This window comes from Streptomyces sp. NPDC002092 (assembly GCF_053593775.1).
This window is the reverse complement of sequence record NZ_JBSFDG010000001.1, coordinates 407,368-423,843: the sequence shown is the minus strand read 5'-3', so window position 1 is coordinate 423,843 and position 16,476 is coordinate 407,368. Positions and strand designations below refer to the sequence as shown.

Here is a 16,476-nt window from a genome sequence, read left to right as displayed (position 1 = left end):
TGGACCCCCGGTGGAATCGGCGTGAACTCGGCGCGCGCGGTCAACGCCCGGTGTGCGCGGTCAGCGACCCACCGCATACCCCTGCATGCCCCGCGGGTTCGCGGCCGCGGACAGGATGCCGGTCTCCGGGTCCCGGGCGACCGCGCACAGCCGGCCCTCCGACCAGGGGTCACCGACCGTGACGTCGTGCCCGCGACGCCGCAGCTCCTCGACGACACCAGGAGCCGTGCGGGACTCGACCGTCACGCTTCCCGGCCGCATGCCGCGCGGGTAGAACGACCCCGGGAAGCCGTCGTTGTGCCAGTTCGGGGCGTCGATGGCACCCTGCAGGTCAAGGCCCCCACGGACTTGCCCGCGCAGGGCGACGGACAGGAAGAAGTGCAGCTGCCACTGGTCCTGCTGGTCGCCGCCGGGCGTGCCGAACGCCATGACCGGCACACCGTCCCGCAGGGCGATCGAGGGCGTGAGGGTGGTGCGGGGGCGGCGGCCGGGCGTCAGCGAGTTCGGCAGGCCCTCCTCCAGCCAGGTCATCTGCAGCCGGGTGCCGAGCGGGAACCCCAGCTCGGGCACGACGGGATTGGACTGCAGCCAGCCACCGCTGGGCGTGGCCGCCACCAGGTTGCCCCAGCGGTCGACGACGTCGAGGTGGCAGGTGTCCCCGCGGGTGGTGCCGTCGGCGCGCACCTCGGGGTCCGCGCCACGCGGGCGTGGCCCGCTCCCGATCTCCGACTCACCTGCACGCGCGCGTGGCTCCCCCGGCACCGGGGACGTGGTCGGCTTGGCGACCGTCGGCTCACCTGCGCCCATCGGGTCGAACCCGGGGTCGTCCGTGACGACCACGCGCGCGTGCCCGCTCAGCCGCGGGGTCCGGCCGCCGGGGCTGCCGGGACGCAGCTCGTACGAGGCCTTGTCGCCGACGAGGTCGCGCCGGGCCGCGTTGTAGTCCGCCGACAGCAGCTCGTCGAGCGGGACCTTGGCGGCGTCCCCGTACCAGGCCTCCCGGTCGGCCATGGCGAGCTTGCAGCCCTCGATCAGCAGGTGGACGTAGTCGGCGGACCCGTACTCGGGCAGCTCGGGCGGGAGCAGGGCGAGCTGCTGGAGGAAGGCCGGGCCCTGGCTCCACGGGCCGGCCTTGCACAGGGTCCAGCCGTTCCAGTCGTACGTCGCCGGGGCCTCGTAGGTCGCGGACCAGCCGGCGAGGTCGGCGGCCGTGAGGGTGCCGGTGTGGCGTTCGCCGCTGGTGTCCATAGTGGGGCGCTGCGCCTGCCGTATCAGGGCCTCGGCGATGAACCCGGACCGCCAGACCTCCCGCGCCGCCTCGATCTGCGCCACCCGGTCCCCCGCACCGGCGACCTCGGCGAGCAGTCGCTTCCAGGTGGCGGCGAGCGCGGGGTTGCGCAGCAGCTCACCGGGGCGCGGGGCCCTGCCGCCCGGCAGGTACACCTCCGCCGACGAGGTCCATTCCGTCTCGAAGAGCTGCCGTACCGACTCGACGGTCGCGCCGACGTTCTCCACGGGCGCGTGGCCGTGTTCGGCGTACCCGACGGCGTACTTGAGGACGTCGGCGAGGGGCTTGGTGCCGTGGTCGCGCAGCAGGAGCATCCAGGCGTCGAACGCGCCGGGCACGGCGGCGGCGAGCGGCCCGGTGCCGGGAACGAGTTCCAGCCCGAGTCCCCGGTAGTGCGCGACCGTCGCTCCGGCGGGCGCGACGCCCTGCCCGCACAGCACCCGCACCTCGCCGCCCGCCGGGGCGAGCAGGATCGGCACTTCGCCGGCCGGCCCGTTGAGGTGCGGCTCGACGACGTGCAGCACGAACGCCCCGGCCACGGCGGCGTCGTAGGCGTTGCCGCCGTCCTCCAGGACGGCCATCGCCGACTGTGAGGCCAGCCAGTGGGTGGAGGACACCATCCCGAAGGTGCCCTGGAGGGTGGGACGAGTGGTGAAATGCATGTCTGACCTCGATGTCTGCGGGCATGGGCCGACCCCATCCAACCCCAGAAGAAACCCGGGGAGAAAGAGCACCAGAGGCCCACGGCACACCCCCGGGCGCCCGACACCTCGGCTGATCACTGCGAACGGGTTCGGGTTGCCGACCTCCACAGCGCAGGTTGCAATGAGGCTGCGGCCCGACGGCCGCAGCCGGCGGCGCAGGTGGCTCCCGCCCCCCCCGCCCGGCCCCGCTCGAGCCGGGGAGGCAGTGATGACGTTCCCTGAGCCCGGTGCCCGCCCCGAGGGGCACACCCGGTGGAGTCGGCTCGCCTGGGTGATGGTGCCGACGCTGGTGGTGTCCGCGCTGCTCCTGGTGGGGATCGGCAGCGGCATCCTCCCCGTGTCGCTCGCGGTCACGGCACAGTCCATGACGATCTCCGGACAGAACCTCAAGATCTCCGCCGACCGGCTGGTGGGCACGGGGTTCACCCAGTACGTCTCGACGGACCGGTCGAAGTCCACGACGTATCCGGAGGCCATCGCCGGGATCGACTCGGCCGACCTGTACAACCTGTGCCAGTCGATGGTCGTCAAGCTCCCCGTCGTCGGCGAGACCACCCTGCGGATCGGCGCCGGCGGGGGCGGCAAACCCGCGCACGCGGACCATCTCGTCGTCCATACCGACGACCTCGGCGGCGACGCGGAGTTCCACAACATCGTCATCGGCCAGGACGCCTCGACCTTCAAGGACGGCTCCGGTGACCTGGCGGGACTCTTCGGACAGTCGGCCGACAGCGTCCGCATCGATCATCTGCGGCAGTCGACCCGAGAGGTGACTGCGGCGACCTTCCGACTCACGGGCCTGCGCCTGAGCGTGAAGGCCGGAGACAAGCCCTGCTACTGAACACCCTCCCCCTCCCCTCTTGAGCCACGCGGGTGAATGCGTCCGTCCATTGGGGTCCCCCCGCTGATTCTCGGAGTCACCCGCGGGTCCCGCCGCAGTTGGCGATGCGTACCGCCCGAGACTCGGGAATTTGGGGCTTCTCGGCCCGTTGATGGGCCGGCCCGGATTGTCTGACGGGGAGAGGGATGACGAGCAACGCCGACAGTGCCACCCAGACCACCGCGAGCACACGTCTCACGGGCCACACCCGATGGAGGCGCCTGGCCGTGGCAATGGTGCCCACTTTGCTGGCGTCCGCAGGGCTGTGCACGGCGATGGCGCGTGGCGCCCTGGCCGCGTCCTTCGGGGTGTCGCCCAACTCGTTCACGGTTTCCGGCGAGAGCTTCCAGATCTCGGCCAGCACGCTCGACGGGCAGGGGTTCGTTCAGTTCGGTGTGCTGGACCGCGGCGCTCACGCCTCGTACCCGGAAGCCCTTTCCGGTATCCGTTCCGCGGACCTGTACGACCTGTGCCAGTCCGTCGTACAGGACGTGCCCGTCCTCGGACCCGTCACCCTGCGGCTGACCTCGGGCAGCGGCGGAACTCCCGCGCACGCGGACCGGCTCGTCGCGGACAGCCACGACCTGAAGGGCGACGCGCTCTTCCACAACATCAACATCGGTCAGGATGCCGCGACGGTGCAGGGTGTGCCGGGGGTGCACGGCGAGCCCGGCGGCTTCGGCGAGCAGGCCGACACCGTACGCATCGACAACCTGCGGCAGCAGACCCGTTCGGTGAGTGCGGCGACGTTCCGGTTGCCGGGGCTCCACCTGAGCGTGCAGGTCGGCTCGAACCCGTGCTTCGACGCTGATGCGGATCAGGGGGCGGATCAGGGGGGCGACGACTCCTCCGGTGCGGATCACGACGGTCACGGCTCTTCCGGTTCCGGTCATGGAGGTCACGACTCTTCCGGTTCCGGTCATGGAGGTCACCACTCCTCGGACGAGGACCATGCAGGTCACCACTCCTCTGATGAGCACCATGCAGGTCACCACCCCTCTGATGAGGACGATGCGGATCACGGCCACCACCACACTCCGGGGGATCGAAGTGAGTAGTGCGTGGCTGCATCTCGGAGGCAGGAGGAAGGGAGAGGCCGACGGGGAGCGGCACGGATGGCGGAGCGCCTTCCGTGACTGGCGGCGCAGCCGTCCCTTCTGGGCCGGGGTGTGGACGCTGCTGTCCGGGGTCGAGATCCTCTCCATCCCGTTCGCGCCGTTGCCGATCATGATGCATGAGGGCATCGCCGGTGTGGCGGGGTCACTCATGGGGATCTTCCTGGTGGTTCTCGCGCTCAGCCTGTGGCTGTCGCCCGGGCACCGGGTGTTCGCGGGCATCGCGACGCTGGTGCTCGCGGTCGCCTCGCTGGTGCTCTCCAATTTCGGCGGCTTCCTGATCGGTTTTCTGCTGGGCATCACCGGCGGCGCGATGGCGGTGAGCTGGGTGCCGTACGCGAGGCCTCCGGTCCGGCCGCCGATCTGGCCGGACTGGCGTCGCGGGAACGGCTCGGACCGCTCCGGAGGTCCGGACGGCCCGGAGGATCCGGACGGTCCGGGCGGCCCTGGTGATTCCGGCGGTTCCGGTGGTTCGGGCGGACCCGGCGGGGCCGGTGGCTCCGGTGACTCGGACGGCTGGGGAGGCGGCGGAGGTCATGCGGTCGGCGGCGGACAGGCCGGCGGCACCCCGCGCCCGAACGGTCTGACCTGGCGCACCAGCCGTATGCGGGCACTCGGTGTGCTGCCGATCGGGGCGCTGCTGACCGGCGGGCTGCAACCCGCCCCGGCGCACCTGCCGCGGGTGGTACCGAGCCGCGCCGATCCGCCGAGCGTGCTCGGGAGCGCCGTCGACGACAGGGCCGCCCCGCAGCTGACCGTCTGCTCTCTGCTCGACGGACTGCTGGGCGGGGCGGTGCCTCCCGCGCGCGGCACCGGAGGCCGTATCCCGGGCTCGGGCTCCGCAGAGGACGGCGGCCCGCACACACCCCTCGTCCCGCTTGTGCCGAAGCCGCGTACCGAGACGCACGACAAACGAAGGCCCGGACGCGGACCGGCCTCCGCCAAGCCCGCTCCCGCTCCCGCTCCGTCATCCGGAGCGGGACTTCTCGGCTCGGTCTCCGACCTGCTCGGCCTGCACGGTTCAGACGACGCACGCGGCGATCACGACAAGGGCTCGGCTGCCCGGCACGACGGTGAGACGTCGGGGCCCCGCCCTACCGACCGGCCGCAGCGCAGTCAGCCCGACCGCGCTGCCGGGCCGGGCACGTCGGACAAGAAGCCGAGCGGGTCCGGCGGCAAGGCCCCGCCGTCCGTCCTGCGTCTGGACATCCCGCCGCTGCCTGCCGACGGGCGGATGGACGGGCCGCTGTCGCTGCTGCCGCTGCACATCGATCTGGGCGCCGGCTCCGACGGGGGCGAGCACTCGCGCTGGTGCCTTCCGCAGCCCTTGATCTCCCTCAGGCTGGGTGTCGATGCCGCCGCGTACCGCGTGCGCACCGCCGCCCAGCCGTTCCGGGTCGTCACCCCGCTGCTGGTGCTCACCGGTCTGACCTATCACGGCATCACCGAGGTGCCGACGGCGTACGGCCCGCAGGAGGTCCTGGTCTTCACCGCGTACCGGGTCGACATTGCGAGCCTGCGCCAGACGGCCCCGCTCCTTGCCCCCGGATGCGGCCGCAACCAGCCCCCGCCACCCGCTCCGCCCTTCCACGGCCTGCCCGGCCTCCGGCTGCCCCTGCTCGACATGGGCATCCCCGGCATCGGCCGCGTGGACCCGTCCGCTCCCGGCCCCTGGTATCCCTGCCAGGGCACGCTGGAGACGGACGCGCCGTCCAGCACGACGGTGGCCACCGGGCGGCCCGTGGTCCTGCTGACCAAGGTCCTCAGCGGGAACCTCCTCGGCCTGCTCCCCGTCACGTTCACCCCGAGCATGCCACCCCCGCTGCCACCGGGGCTCACCCTTCCCATCCCGATCTTCTTCACGAACGTCACGGCGTACAACCAGTTCCTCAGCGCCGACGAACTGGACGTCCCCGGTCTCCACCTGACGGCATCCCGCTGACTTCGTCGTTGTCGGCGGCAGTGCGGCAGATCCCGACTTTGGCCTCGCGATTGCTCTTTCGCGACTGACTGCTCTGGTCGCCCACCGACTCGCGCAATCGCCTGCTGTCCGTGGTCAACGCCGCCACCAAGACGCTCGACGTCGAGAAGCTGGAGTTCAGCGACAGCACGGTGGTCGACGCCATCGCGGCGAGAGCGAAGGCGGGCGGGACGGTGCGGGTGGTCCTGGAGACTCCGGGCGACGACGCCGGTGAGGTGTCCGAGATCAAGGCAGCGGGCGCCACGGTCGTCGGCTACTCCGACCCGAACGGCTTCTACATCCACGCCAAGGCCATGGTCGCCGACTACGGCCTGTCCTCCCAGGAGGTGGAGGCAGGCTCCATGAACATCAGCGGCAACTCGCTGTCCAGTAACCGCGAGTTGGGCATCATCCTCACGGGTACCGGGGCAGCCCAGGGGGCGCGCAGTTCCCCGCGCCCGTTTGGGGCGCCACGGGTCGCCGGCGGTCAGAATTCCGAGGTGTCGAGCTCCAGGCCGAAGGGATCGGGCAGGGGGACAGGTGTTCCGAACGGAAGCGGTCCTGCCGCCTTGGTGTAGCCGAGCCTGCCTGGTTCGGCGTAGAGGGTGCAGGACCGCTGCTGACGGTCGGCGACCAGGTAGAGCGGAGCCCCGTATTCCGCGTAGCGCTTCCGCTTGACGACGCGGTCCGTGTCTCCGTTGCTTTCCGAGGTGACCTCGACGATCAGTAGCGTTTGGTCAGGCACCAGTGCACCCGCACCCTTGGTGAGTTCTTTCGGCACAACGGCCAGATCCGGCACGTACCAGTTGCTCGTCCCCGGCAGGTCCAGATCGCCGGAGCCGGCAATGCAGCCCAGCCTGTCCAACGCCGGAACAAGCTGCCGACGGATTAGGTCCCCGATACTCTCGTGATCCCAAGACGGCACCACTTGTTCAATGACCCCCTCGACGATCTGCACCCGGTCACCCTTGATGTGCTGGATCGCATACTTGAGTGCTGATTCGGGGTCACCCACGGCATACGTGTGCGGTTGAGTGCTCATCGGTTCTCCATCGGACATCGTGCCTGCAGCATGACCACCTTCCCCGGTGTACCGCAATCCGTCACACCCCCAGGACGATCCAGCACGGCGATCACTCAAAACGGTGATCCCCGCCCCGCGGCGCCACCAGCCCCGACTCATAAGCGAAGACCACGAGCTGGGCCCGGTCCCGTGCGCCCAGCTTGGTCATCGCCCGGCTGATGTGGGTCTTCGCCGTGAAGGGGCTGATGACCATGTGGGCGGCGATCTCCTCGTTCGACAGGCCCCGTGCCGCCAGGGCCGTCACCTCGCGTTCGCGGCGGGTGAGGCAGTCCAGGCCGGGGGCCGTCGAGCGGTCCGGTGGGCGGGAGACGAACTCGCCGATCAGGGTGCGGGTGACCGACGGGGAGAGCAGGGCCTCGCCATGGGCCACGACCTCGATGGCCTGGAGCAGGTCGGCGGGTTCGGTGTCCTTGAGGAGGAAGCCGCTGGCGCCCGCCCGCAGGGCCTCGAAGACGTATTCGTCGAGGCCGTAGTTGGTGAGGATCACGACGCGTACGGCCGAAAGGGCGGGGTCGGCGGCGATCCGCCGAGTCGCCTCGATGCCTGTCATCACCGGCATCTGTACGTCGATCAGCGCGACGTCCGGCACCTGCGCGCGCACCAGCGCGAGGCCCCGTTCACCGTCCGCCGCCTCGCCGACCACCTCCAGGCCGTCCTCGGCCTCCAGCAGCGCCCGGAATCCGGCGCGCATCAGCGCCTGGTCGTCGACGAGGGCGACCCGGATCATCCCGTCTCCCCCAGCGGCAGCCGGGCCCGCACCTCGAACCCGCCCTCCGCGCGCGGGCCTGCGTGCAGGGTCCCGCCGAGCGCCGTCACCCTCTCGCGCATGCCCGTGAGGCCCACGCCGGGTGTGGGCGGGCGGTCCCGGTCCGCGGTGCCGTCGTCCTCGACTCGTATCGTCAAGTCGTCTCCTCCGTAGGCGAGTCGGACATTGACCTTCGCTGCTCCCGCATGTCGGGCCGCATTGGTCAGGGCCTCCTGGACGATGCGGTACACCGCACGGTCGACCGCCGCCGCCAGGGGCCGCTCCTGACCGGTCACCGTCAGCTCCACCGCCAGCCCAGCCGCGCAGGCCCGCTCCACCAGCAAAGCGGGCGTCCCGGTCGGCTCGTCGGTGCGCAGGATCTCCAGGGTGGCGCGCAGTTCTCGCATGGCCTCGCCGCTCGCGTCCTGGATGGCGAGCAGCGCGGGCGGTATCTCCTCGCCGCGCTTGCGGGCGAGGTGCACCGCCACCCCCGCCTGGAGCTTGACGATCGAGATGCTGTGGGTGAGCGAGTCGTGCAACTCGCGGGCTATCCGCAGGCGTTCCTCGCCAGCGCGGCGCAGGGCCGCCTCCTCCCGGGTGCGTTCGGCCTCCAGGGCGCGCTGTTCGGTCTGGCGCAGATACGCCTGCCAGTTGCGGTCCGCCATGCCGGCGACCACCGCGGACAGGAACCAGCCCGCGAGCAGCGCGGTTCGCTCGACGACCTCCTGGGTCGTCGGCCCGGTCGCGAAGCAGGCCGCCAGGAACACCCCGCTCGTGGCGCCCGCGTACCCGCGGCGCCCCAGGCGGACCGCCCCGAGCGCGGCCGTGAACACGGGCAGCGCGGAGACAGGTCCGGGGTGGGCGTGCAGGACGTACGCACCTCCGCTCGCCGCCGCCACGGTCAGTACCGCGCGCGGGGCGGCACGGTGGAACGCCAGGGCGGCCGAACTCACCGCGATCAGCGCGTAGTCGACGGCGGTGGTGTCCGAGTCGAACGCGGCCGTGGTCATGACGAGGGCACCGACCACGACCGCGAGGGCCACGTCGGCGAGGTACCTGCGTGAGACCGGGTGCCCGCCCATGCACGCACAGTAGACGGCGCCACCGACAACGGCGTCAGACCTGTGGACGGCTCTCCTGCTACTCCTCCCGTAGTAGTGCCCGGGCCCGCCGCGCCCGCAGTCGCAGTGCCAACTGCCTTCGGCCGTAGGACGACCGCTCCCGCCCCCGAGGCGCACGCTGCTGCCATGTCCACACCCTTCCGTTTCACCCAGCCCCTGCCGCCCAAGGCGGCCACCGGCCGTGTCGCCGAGGTGTACGAGCAGCTCGCCCGTGACTTCGGCATCGACAGGGCGGCCACCTTCGTGGTGCTGTCCTCCGCGCCCGAAATCCTCGCCCCCACCTGGGCGTTGATGCGCGAGTCGCTGATCGCCGGCGCGGGCAGCCGCACCGGCAAGGAGCTGGCGGCCTACGGGGTCTCGCGCGCCAACAAGTGCCCGTTCTGCGTGGACGCGCACACCGTCCTGCTGCACGCCACCGGCGACCACGCCCTCGCGGAACGGCTGGCCCGGGGCGAGCTGCCGGAGCGCGAGGAGCACGCGCGCGTGCTCGCCTGGGGGCAGCACACGCGTGTGCCGGGCGCCGGCCTGATGCCGTACCCGTTCCCGCACGAGCACGCCCCCGCCTACATCGGCACCGCGCTCGCCTTCCACTTCATCAACCGGATCGTGTCGGCCCTGCTGACCGAGCAGTTGCTGCCGGGCAACGCACAGCGGCTGCGCCCGGTACGGAGTCTCGCGGGCCGCTCGCTCGCCCGGACCGTGCGCCGCACCGCCGTGCCCGGCGCGGCGCTCGCCCTCCTCGACGATCCTGCTCCGGGTCCGGCGTGGGCGGCCGGCACGACCGTCGGCCCGGCGTACGCGGCACTCCGGTCGGCGACCGCGGCCGGCGCGGGCCTCCTCGACGCCGAAGAGCAGGCCCTCGTACGGGAGGCCCTGTGGGACTGGGACGGCTCGCACCCGCCCCTCGGGTGGGCCGGGCTCCCGGACCGCCGACAGCACCCGGGCGCGCGGCTCGCGCTGCTGGCCGCCCTGGCGCCGTACCGCATCACCGGGGAGGACGTGACGGCCTGGCGCCGACCGGAGCGCACCGACCACTGCCTCGTCCATCTCGTCTCCTACGGCGCCTTCGCCGCCGTGGACCGCATGGAGAGTTCGTTCAGTCTGCACGCCGCCCGGGAGACGTCATGACCGTGATCGCCGACATCCGGCAGGCACACACCTGGACCGGCGTCGACGCTGCGTTGTTCGCGGCGGCGGCCATCAAGCCCGCCGACCGGGTCCTCGACGTCGGCTGCGGCACGGGGGACACGACCCGTATCGCCGCCCGGCTGGCCTCTCGCGGTCACGCGGTCGGCGTCGACATCTCGGCGCCGCTGCTGCGCACGGCCCAGAAGCTGACGGCCGCGGAGAAGGTCGCGAACGCCTCCTACCAGGTGGCGGACGCGCAGGTCCACCCGTTCCCGCCGTGCGGCTACGACGTGATCGTCAGCCGGGGTGGCATGTCCTTCGCGGACCCCGCGGCGGCCTTCCGCAATCTGGCGCGGGCGCTGATACCGGGCGGCCGACTGGTGTTGGTGAGCCTCCGGTACGACCTCGACCGCATCCTGTCGGTACTGGACGGCTGGGAGAACATCGAGATAGAGCGACATGACGGCGTCCGGCTGGTCACCGCCGGCCGGCCGCGCCGCCTGCCCAGCGAGGTTGACTGAACAGTAACCGCGCGGCCACGGAGCGAGTTGACACTTCCGTCTCACAGGGACTCATGTGAGACTGGCGCCCCGTCCGCAGTGCGGACCCCCTCCGCACACCGTCCCCCACCGAAAAGTGTGCCGTGCGCGATTTTCCTCTGCCGCTCGCTCTGACCGCGCGTCTGTCCCCGGTCGTCGTGCTGGCCGCGGCGGGCTGGGCGCTGACGTCCGGCCCCGCGGCGACGACGACCGCCGAGCACAAGGACGCACCGCAGACCGGCAACCAGTCGGCCTCCGCCCCGTCCACGACCGCGCAGACCAAGACGTACGCCGCCTCCCCCGCGCCGTGCGGCAGCGTGGCCGAGAAGACGCTCAAGGCGCTCGTTCCGGGCGCGAAGACTGCGGGCAAGGAAATCCAGTCGACGGACGCGAAACTGCGCCGCACCTGCTCCTGGAACGCACTCAAGGGCTACGACTACCGGTGGCTCGACGTCTCCTTCGAAGTCATGAACTCGGACGAAGCGGCACAGAGCACCTACAAGCAGCGAATTACGGAGAAGAGCGGCGGAGGGGCGGTTCCCGGACTCGGTGACCAGGCCTACTCCGTCGTCAACCTCACCACCCAGGACAAGCAGCAGACCCGCGAAGGCATGGTGTTCGCGCAGGTCTCCAATGTGCTGGTGGTCGTCACGTACAACGGCAGTGACTTCGAGACGAAGAAGGCGCCCAGCACGGACGAGATCAACAAGGGTGCGATCGAGGCGTCGAGGGACGCCGTGACCGCGCTGAAGGGCAGCCAGTAGGACCGGCTGCCCTCCGAAGGCGACTATGAAGAAGGCGAGGGCGAAGGCTCAGGCCTCCAGACGGTCCCTTCCGCGCAGCAGCATCAGCACCACGTAGAGGACCATCGAGGTGCCGAGGCCGACCGCCCAGCCGTAGTCGGCGAGCGGTTCCAGCGCCGGGATGGGCCGCCCGTCGATCAGCGGCTTGAAGCTGGCGCCACCGATCGCGAGGACACCGCCGGCCACGAAGGCGACGACGGCCCGCCAGTTCCAGCCGCCCTCGTACCAGTAGCGGCCGCCCGCCCGGTACAGGTCCACGAGGTCGAGCTTGCCGCGGCGCAGGATCCAGTAGTCGGCGATGAGGATGCCGGCGACCGTGCCGAGCAGTCCGCCGACCAGGCCGAGCCAGGTGAAGATGTAGCCCTGCGGGTCGGAGTACAGCTTCCAGGGGAAGATCAGCACGCCGATGACGCAGGTGGCGAGCGCGCCGGCCCGGAAACTGACCTTGCGGGGCGCGATGTTGGAGAAGTCGAAGGCCGGCGAGACCAGGTTGGCCGCGATGTTCACTGACAGGGTCGCCACCAGCACGGTCACCAGCGCGTACAGCAGGCCGAAGACGTTGTCCGTCTTGGCGGCGAGCTGGACCGGGTCCCAGACGGTCTGCCCGTACACGGCCTGCGAGCCGGAGGTGACCAGTACGGAGAGCAGCGCGAAGAGCGTCATGGTGGTGGGCAGACCGAGCGCCTGTCCCCAGGTCTGCGCCTTCTGCGACTTCCCGTAGCGGGTGAAGTCCGGGATGTTCAGCGACAGCGTGGACCAGAAGCCGATCATGCCCATCAGGGACGGCCAGAACAGCTTCCAGAAGCCGCCGCCCCAGCCGAGCTTGGAGGGCTGGTCGAGCAGCGGGCCGAAGCCGCCGGCCTTGTTGCTCATCCAGATCAGCATCACCAGCGCGCCGACGATGACGAAGGGCGCCGCCCAGTTCTCGAAGCGGCGGATCGTCTCCATGCCCCGGTAGATGATGGCGACCTGGATCACCCAGAAGATGGCGAACGACAGCCACATCGTCCAGGCGTAGCCGCCGACCTTCCCGGCGTCGGACCAGCCGTTGCCGATCAGCTTCCCGGCGAGGAAGTAGATCGCCTCGCCGCCGATCCAGGTCTGGATGCCGAACCAGCCGCATGCCACCAACGCCCGTACGACAGCAGGGAGGTTGGCGCCGCGGATACCGAAGGAGGCACGCGCGAAGACCGGGAAGGGGATGCCGTACTTCGGTCCCGCATGCCCGGTGAGCAGCATCGGGATCAGCACGATCACATTGGCCAGGGCGATGGTGAGCACCGCCTGCTTCCAGTCCATGCCGACGGCGATCAGACCGGAGGCCAGGGTCCAGGAGGCCGTGTTGTGGGCCATGCCGACCCACAGGGCGGAGAAGTTGTACGTGGTCCAGGTGCGCTTCTCGACCGGGACCGGGAGCAGGTCCTCGTTGGCGTACGGGCCGCTGGGCAGTGGGGACCCGGGGGCGATCTCCACCCGCCCGTCGGCGAGGGTGACTTGGGCTGTCGGCGGTATCGCCGTGGGAGCGGTGTCGGTCATGGGCAGGCCAATCAATGAAGGGTGGGTCCGGAAAGGCCGTGCGGGGGTCTCCGGCCCCCTCCCCGGGGAGGTGGGGAGGGGAGAACTGGAGTGGGGGGATGGGGAGGTTAACTACCTTGCGTTGCTCAGGAGTTGACGGCGGGGATGACTTTCTGTCCGTACGCGTCGATCACGGCCTCCTGCGCGTCGTGCATGTCGTAGACGGCGAACTGGTCGACGCCCAGTTCCCGCAGCGCGTTCAGCTTCTCGATGTGCCTTTCGACCGGGCCGATGATGCAGAACCGGTCGACGATCTCGTCGGGTACGAACTGGGTGTCCGGGTTGTCGGCGCGCCCGTGGTGGGAGTAGTCGTACCCCTCACGGGCCTTGATGTAGTCGGTGAGTTCCTCGGGGACCTGTGCGGAGTGCTCGCCGTACTTGGAGACCAGGTCGGCCACGTGATTGCCGACCATCCCGCCGAACCAGCGGCACTGGTCGCGCGCGTGGGCGAGCGCCTCGGGCGAGTCGTCCTCGGTGACATAGGCGGGGGCGGCGACGCAGATCTTGACGTCGGAGGGATCACGACCCGCAGCGACGGCCGCGTCCTTGACCGCCTTCACCATGTACTCGGTGAGGTAGAGGTCGGAGAGCTGCAGGATGAACCCGTCGGCCTCCTCGCCGGTCATCTTCAGGGCCTTGGGCCCGTACGCCGCCATCCATACGGGCAGTTCGGCGCCCGGCTTGATCCACGGGAACCTGATCACCGTGCCGCCGAGGTCGGCCTCTTCGCCGCGGCCCAGCGCCCGGATGACCTTCATGGCCTCGCTGATGCGGGCCAGGGTGTTGGGCTTGCGGCCTGCGACACGCATCGCCGAGTCGCCGCGGCCGATGCCGCAGACGGTGCGGTTGCCGAACATGTCGTTGAGGGTGGCGAAGGTGGAGGCGGTGACCTCCCAGGTGCGGGTGCCCGGGTTGGTGACCATCGGGCCGACCGTCAACTTGGTGGTGTTCGACAGGATCTGACTGTAGATCACGAACGGTTCCTGCCACAGCACGGCGGAGTCGAAGGTCCAGCCGTGGGTGAAGCCGTTGCGCTCGGCGCGCTTCATCAGGCTGACGACCTTCGAGGCCGGCGGGTCGGTCTGCAGGACGAGTCCGAAGTCCATGGCGCCACTCCTAGTTGAGGTACTGACAGGTGGAGCGCGGGGTGTAGACGCCGTGCCCGGCGTGTCCGGTGTACTCCCGCTCGTTGATGACGACCTCGCCGCGCGAGAGGACCGTCTCGACCCGGCCGGTGGTGCGCTTGCCCTCGTAGGCCGAGTAGTCGACGTTCATGTGCTGCGTCTCGACGGACATGACCTGCTCGGCGTTCGGGTCGTAGATGACGACGTCCGCGTCCGCGCCGGGCGCGATCGTGCCCTTCTTCGGGTACATGCCGAACATACGGGCCGGGGTGGCGCAGGCGATCTCGATCCAGCGGCGGCGGGAGATGTGGCCCTCGACGACGGCCTGGTGGAGCAGGTCCATGCGGTTCTCGACGCCGGGCAGACCGTTGGGGATCTTGGAGAAGTCGCCGCGGCCGAGCTCCTTCTGGCCCACGAAGCAGAAGGGGCAGTGGTCGGTGGAGACCACCTGGAGGTCGTTGGTCCTGAGCCCCTGCCAGAGCTTGGCCTGGTGCTCCTTGGGGCGGAGCGGCGTGCTGCACACGTACTTCGAGCCCTCGAAGTCCGGCTCGGCGAGGTTGTCGGTGGACAGGAACAGGTACTGCGGGCAGGTCTCGCCGAAGACGGGGAGCCCCTCGTCACGCGCGCGTGCCAGCTCGGCCACTGCCTCCATGGCCGAGACGTGCACCACGTAGAGCGGGGCGCCCGCGACCTGCGCGAGCCTGATGGCACGGTGGGTGGCCTCGGCCTCCAGCAGGGCCTTGCGGACCTCGCCGTGGTAGCGGGGGTCGGTCTCACCGCGGGCCAGCGCCTGCTCGACCAGCACGTCGATGGCGATGCCGTTCTCGGCGTGCATCATGATCAGGCCGCCGTTCTCGGCGGAGCGCTGCATGGCGCGCAGGATCTGGCCGTCGTCGGAGTAGAAGACGCCCGGGTAGGCCATGAACTGCTTGAAAGAGGTGACACCCTCCTCGACCAGCAGGTCCATCTCCTTGAGCGTGTCCTGGTTCACGTCGGAGACGATCATGTGGAAGGCGTAGTCGATCGCGCAGTTGCCCTCCGCCTTGGCGTGCCAGGCGTCGAGGCCCTCGCGCAGGGAGTGGCCGACGCTCTGCACCGCGAAGTCGACGATCGTGGTCGTACCGCCCCAGGCGGCCGCCCGGGTGCCGGTCTCGAAGGTGTCGGAGGCGAAGGTGCCGCCGAAGGGCAGCTCCATGTGGGTGTGGGCGTCGACGCCGCCCGGGATGACGTACTTGCCGGTGGCGTCTATGGTCCGCTCGGCCGTCCAGGCCTGCGCGGCGGAAGTGCCGGCGGCAGCGAGGGCGGCGATGCGGCCCTCCTCGATGAGGACGTCGGCGTGGAGTTCGTCGGATGCGGTGATTACTAGTCCACCGCGGATGACCATACGGCTGCTCATGCTTTTACACTCCGCTGCTTGTGTCGAAGAGTGCGGGTTGTATGTGGCTGGTCGCGCAGTTCCCCGCGCCCCTTCAGGGCGCGGGGAACGCCGCCTGGTTCTACGGCGCCGTCAGCGGGCCGTACGCGTCCGGGCGGCGGTCGCGGAAGAACTGCCAGCGGTCGCGGACCTCGCGGAGCTTGGCCAGGTCCAGGTCGCGCACGACGAGCTCCGTCTCCTTGTCGCTCGCCACCTCGCCCACGAACTGCGCCTCCGGGTCGACGAAGTACGTCGTCCCGTAGAAGTCGTTGTCGCCCAGCTCCTCGACACCGACCCGGTTGATCGCGCCGACGAAGTACTCGTTGGCGACGGCCGCAGCCGGCTGCTCCAGCTGCCAGAGGTAGGCGGACAGGCCGCGGGAGGTGGCCGACGGGTTGAAGACGATCTCGGCGCCCGCGAGGCCCAACGCCCGCCAGCCCTCCGGGAAGTGGCGGTCGTAGCAGATGTAGACGCCGATCTTCCCGACCTTGGTGTCGAAGACGGGCCAGCCGGCGTTGCCGGGGCGGAAGTAGAACTTCTCCCAGAATCCGGGGACCTGGGGGATGTGGTGCTTGCGGTACTTGCCGAGGTACGAACCGTCCGCGTCGATCACCGCGGCCGTGTTGTAGAGGACGCCGGGCTGCTCCTCCTCGTACATGGGCAGGATCAGGACGATGCCCAGTTCCTTGGCGAGCGCCTGGAAGCGCTTGACGATCGGGCCGTCCGGGATCGCCTCCGCGTACTCGTAGAACGCCTTGTCCTGGACCTGGCAGAAGTAGGGCCCGTAGAACAGCTCCTGGAAGCACAGGACCTGAGCACCCTGCGCGGCCGCGTCCCGGGCCGCCTGCTCGTGTACCTGGATCATCGACTCCTTGTCGCCCGTCCACGCGGTCTGGAAGAGGGCGGCACGGATCACTCTGCTCATCGGGACCTCCGGTCGCTCGGTGTGCGAGAAGACTAGGAAGTCCGAAAACGGGGGTTGAGTTGCACGCTGTC

Annotated in this window: 15 protein-coding genes; 7 read left to right on the top strand and 8 right to left on the bottom strand. The window is 70.3% G+C overall.

The genetic code is table 11. The features are described from left to right. Positions 1–60: 60 nt before the first annotated feature. Positions 61–1,950, bottom strand: coding sequence for a gamma-glutamyltransferase family protein (locus ACWCRD_RS01895; RefSeq protein ID WP_450963995.1), 1,890 nt, complete (start codon positions 1,948–1,950; stop codon positions 61–63). Between the two features lie 250 nt (positions 1,951–2,200). Here ACWCRD_RS01895 and ACWCRD_RS01890 point away from each other — a divergent pair, with 250 nt between their 5' ends. The 4 genes from ACWCRD_RS01890 to ACWCRD_RS01875 all read left to right on the top strand — a co-directional run bounded on the left by ACWCRD_RS01890 (position 2,201) and on the right by ACWCRD_RS01875 (position 6,525). Further along, positions 2,201–2,833, top strand: coding sequence for a DUF6230 family protein (locus tag ACWCRD_RS01890; RefSeq protein WP_450963994.1), 633 nt, complete (start codon positions 2,201–2,203; stop codon positions 2,831–2,833). A gap of 272 nt (positions 2,834–3,105) precedes the next feature. Continuing rightward, positions 3,106–3,930 (top strand): DUF6230 family protein, encoded by an 825-nt coding sequence (locus ACWCRD_RS01885; protein ID WP_450964354.1) that lies wholly within the window; start codon positions 3,106–3,108, stop codon positions 3,928–3,930. After that, a complete protein-coding gene (locus ACWCRD_RS01880; RefSeq protein ID WP_450963993.1) occupies positions 3,845–5,929 on the top strand; it encodes a DUF6114 domain-containing protein in 2,085 nt (694 codons plus the stop codon). The genes ACWCRD_RS01885 and ACWCRD_RS01880 overlap by 86 nt, the downstream gene beginning before the upstream one ends. A gap of 110 nt (positions 5,930–6,039) precedes the next feature. Beyond that, complete coding sequence (locus ACWCRD_RS01875; RefSeq protein ID WP_450963992.1) at positions 6,040–6,525, top strand: phospholipase D-like domain-containing protein; 486 nt, start codon at positions 6,040–6,042, stop codon at positions 6,523–6,525. Here the strand turns inward: ACWCRD_RS01875 and ACWCRD_RS01870 are convergent. From ACWCRD_RS01870 to ACWCRD_RS01860, 3 genes are all read right to left on the bottom strand, one after another. Further along, a complete protein-coding gene (locus ACWCRD_RS01870; protein WP_450963991.1) occupies positions 6,435–6,989 on the bottom strand; it encodes a Uma2 family endonuclease in 555 nt (184 codons plus the stop codon). The two genes, ACWCRD_RS01875 and ACWCRD_RS01870, sit on opposite strands and share 91 nt — an antisense overlap. A gap of 91 nt (positions 6,990–7,080) precedes the next feature. Beyond that, on the bottom strand, positions 7,081–7,758 hold the full coding sequence (locus tag ACWCRD_RS01865) for a response regulator (protein WP_450963990.1): 678 nt from the start codon (positions 7,756–7,758) through the stop codon (positions 7,081–7,083). Beyond that, positions 7,755–8,858 carry a sensor histidine kinase gene (locus ACWCRD_RS01860; protein ID WP_450963989.1) on the bottom strand — a complete coding sequence of 368 codons (1,104 nt, stop codon included), beginning with the start codon at positions 8,856–8,858 and terminating at the stop codon, positions 7,755–7,757. The genes ACWCRD_RS01865 and ACWCRD_RS01860 overlap by 4 nt, the downstream gene beginning before the upstream one ends. A gap of 165 nt (positions 8,859–9,023) precedes the next feature. Between ACWCRD_RS01860 and ACWCRD_RS01855 the strand changes: the two genes are divergently transcribed. From ACWCRD_RS01855 to ACWCRD_RS01845, 3 genes are all read left to right on the top strand, one after another. Continuing rightward, the gene (locus ACWCRD_RS01855) at positions 9,024–10,025 is read left to right on the top strand and encodes a carboxymuconolactone decarboxylase family protein (RefSeq protein WP_450963988.1); all 1,002 of its coding nucleotides are present in this window, start codon (positions 9,024–9,026) and stop codon (positions 10,023–10,025) included. Beyond that, a complete protein-coding gene (locus ACWCRD_RS01850) occupies positions 10,022–10,546 on the top strand; it encodes a class I SAM-dependent methyltransferase (RefSeq protein WP_450963987.1) in 525 nt (174 codons plus the stop codon). The genes ACWCRD_RS01855 and ACWCRD_RS01850 overlap by 4 nt, the downstream gene beginning before the upstream one ends. 122 nt (positions 10,547–10,668) lie before the next feature. After that, positions 10,669–11,328 (top strand): hypothetical protein, encoded by a 660-nt coding sequence (locus ACWCRD_RS01845; RefSeq protein WP_450963986.1) that lies wholly within the window; start codon positions 10,669–10,671, stop codon positions 11,326–11,328. Positions 11,329–11,376: 48 nt separating this feature from the next. Here ACWCRD_RS01845 and ACWCRD_RS01840 read toward each other — a convergent pair whose 3' ends face one another. The 4 genes from ACWCRD_RS01840 to ACWCRD_RS01825 all read right to left on the bottom strand — a co-directional run bounded on the left by ACWCRD_RS01840 (position 11,377) and on the right by ACWCRD_RS01825 (position 16,405). Next, complete coding sequence (locus ACWCRD_RS01840; RefSeq protein ID WP_450963985.1) at positions 11,377–12,903, bottom strand: NCS1 family nucleobase:cation symporter-1; 1,527 nt, start codon at positions 12,901–12,903, stop codon at positions 11,377–11,379. Between the two features lie 125 nt (positions 12,904–13,028). Continuing rightward, complete coding sequence (locus ACWCRD_RS01835) at positions 13,029–14,048, bottom strand: TIGR03842 family LLM class F420-dependent oxidoreductase (protein WP_450963984.1); 1,020 nt, start codon at positions 14,046–14,048, stop codon at positions 13,029–13,031. A 10-nt stretch (positions 14,049–14,058) separates the two neighbouring features. After that, positions 14,059–15,462, bottom strand: coding sequence for a dihydropyrimidinase (gene hydA / locus ACWCRD_RS01830; RefSeq protein ID WP_450963983.1), 1,404 nt, complete (start codon positions 15,460–15,462; stop codon positions 14,059–14,061). Positions 15,463–15,562: 100 nt separating this feature from the next. Beyond that, positions 15,563–16,405: a nitrilase-related carbon-nitrogen hydrolase gene (locus ACWCRD_RS01825; protein WP_030947030.1), complete on the bottom strand. Its 843-nt coding sequence runs from the start codon at positions 16,403–16,405 to the stop codon at positions 15,563–15,565. Positions 16,406–16,476: the final 71 nt, after the last annotated feature.

Coding starts and splice junctions, on each gene's coding strand:
- ACWCRD_RS01895 (WP_450963995.1), bottom strand. CDS start 1,950: ATGCATTTCACCACTCGTCCCACCCTCCAGGGCACCTTCGGGATGGTG.
- ACWCRD_RS01890 (WP_450963994.1), top strand. CDS start 2,201: ATGACGTTCCCTGAGCCCGGTGCCCGCCCCGAGGGGCACACCCGGTGG.
- ACWCRD_RS01885 (WP_450964354.1), top strand. CDS start 3,106: ATGGTGCCCACTTTGCTGGCGTCCGCAGGGCTGTGCACGGCGATGGCG.
- ACWCRD_RS01880 (WP_450963993.1), top strand. CDS start 3,845: ATGAGCACCATGCAGGTCACCACCCCTCTGATGAGGACGATGCGGATC.
- ACWCRD_RS01870 (WP_450963991.1), bottom strand. CDS start 6,989: ATGAGCACTCAACCGCACACGTATGCCGTGGGTGACCCCGAATCAGCA.
- ACWCRD_RS01865 (WP_450963990.1), bottom strand. CDS start 7,758: ATGATCCGGGTCGCCCTCGTCGACGACCAGGCGCTGATGCGCGCCGGA.
- ACWCRD_RS01860 (WP_450963989.1), bottom strand. CDS start 8,858: ATGGGCGGGCACCCGGTCTCACGCAGGTACCTCGCCGACGTGGCCCTC.
- ACWCRD_RS01855 (WP_450963988.1), top strand. CDS start 9,024: ATGTCCACACCCTTCCGTTTCACCCAGCCCCTGCCGCCCAAGGCGGCC.
- ACWCRD_RS01850 (WP_450963987.1), top strand. CDS start 10,022: ATGACCGTGATCGCCGACATCCGGCAGGCACACACCTGGACCGGCGTC.
- ACWCRD_RS01840 (WP_450963985.1), bottom strand. CDS start 12,903: ATGACCGACACCGCTCCCACGGCGATACCGCCGACAGCCCAAGTCACC.
- ACWCRD_RS01835 (WP_450963984.1), bottom strand. CDS start 14,048: ATGGACTTCGGACTCGTCCTGCAGACCGACCCGCCGGCCTCGAAGGTC.
- hydA (WP_450963983.1), bottom strand. CDS start 15,462: ATGAGCAGCCGTATGGTCATCCGCGGTGGACTAGTAATCACCGCATCC.
- ACWCRD_RS01825 (WP_030947030.1), bottom strand. CDS start 16,405: ATGAGCAGAGTGATCCGTGCCGCCCTCTTCCAGACCGCGTGGACGGGC.